The 790-nt window shown below is 65.2% G+C and carries 1 pseudogene; it reads left to right on the top strand.

What is annotated here, in order from left to right:
• Positions 1-43: 43 nt before the first annotated feature.
• A pseudogene (locus ACFWJO_RS38735) lies at positions 44-790 on the top strand (hypothetical protein); the annotation flags it as partial.

The raw sequence follows: 790 nt of genomic DNA, 5'->3' as shown, positions 1-790 counted from the left end.
GTTCCGGGCCACCACCTTCCAAGCGTGTGGCATCAACCCGTGGGTGGTCGGCGACAACTACCCGAAGCGGGGGCTGCCCCTCGGCGAGGACCTGTACGGTCGCACGTTCTGCTACGACCCGGTCACCGCTACCTATGTGACGAACCTGCAGAACACGCCGTCGGTGTTCGTCCTCGGTCTGCCCTCCCTCGGAAAATCGAGCCTGGCCCGCAAGCTGGTGACCGGGTCGATGTCCCGCGGCCACATCCCGTTCGTGTTCGCGGACACCAAGCCCGACTTCGCCAAGGCTATCGAGGTGTGCGGCGGCAAGGTCATCAAACTCGGCCACGGTGAGGGCTATCTGAACCCTCTCGCCCTGGGTGCACTCGGTTCGATCATTCCGCTTCTCGACGCGTTCCCCGCCGTGCAGAGAAAGGTCGCCAAACAGGTTCAGCAGCGCCGCCGCCGGCTCATGCGGGCACTGTGCGAAATCGAGCGCGGCGACAAGCTGACCACAGTCGAGAAGAACGTCCTCGATACCGCGCTGCGGGTGTTGGCCAAGGATGAACGGTTCGGCCCCGATGCCCCACCGCTGATCTCGGACCTGGTCGAACTGATCGACTCCCACCACCCCGAGCTGATGCGCCGGTGCCGCACCACCACTGCGGACGCGTACAACGCCCGCGTCGACGAACTGGTGCAGACGCTGACCGCACTGCTCGACGGCGACCTCGGCGAGGTGTTCTCCCAGCAGACCAGTCAGCCGATCGACTTGCGGGAGATGCCTCGCGGGATCTGTGTCGACATCTCC

Origin of the sequence: Streptomyces sp. NPDC127092, from assembly GCF_042722475.1 — a bacterium.
Taxonomy (GTDB): domain Bacteria; phylum Actinomycetota; class Actinomycetes; order Streptomycetales; family Streptomycetaceae; genus Streptomyces.
Note: the sequence above shows the minus strand (reverse complement) of the source record. Positions and strands in the feature narration are given on the sequence as shown.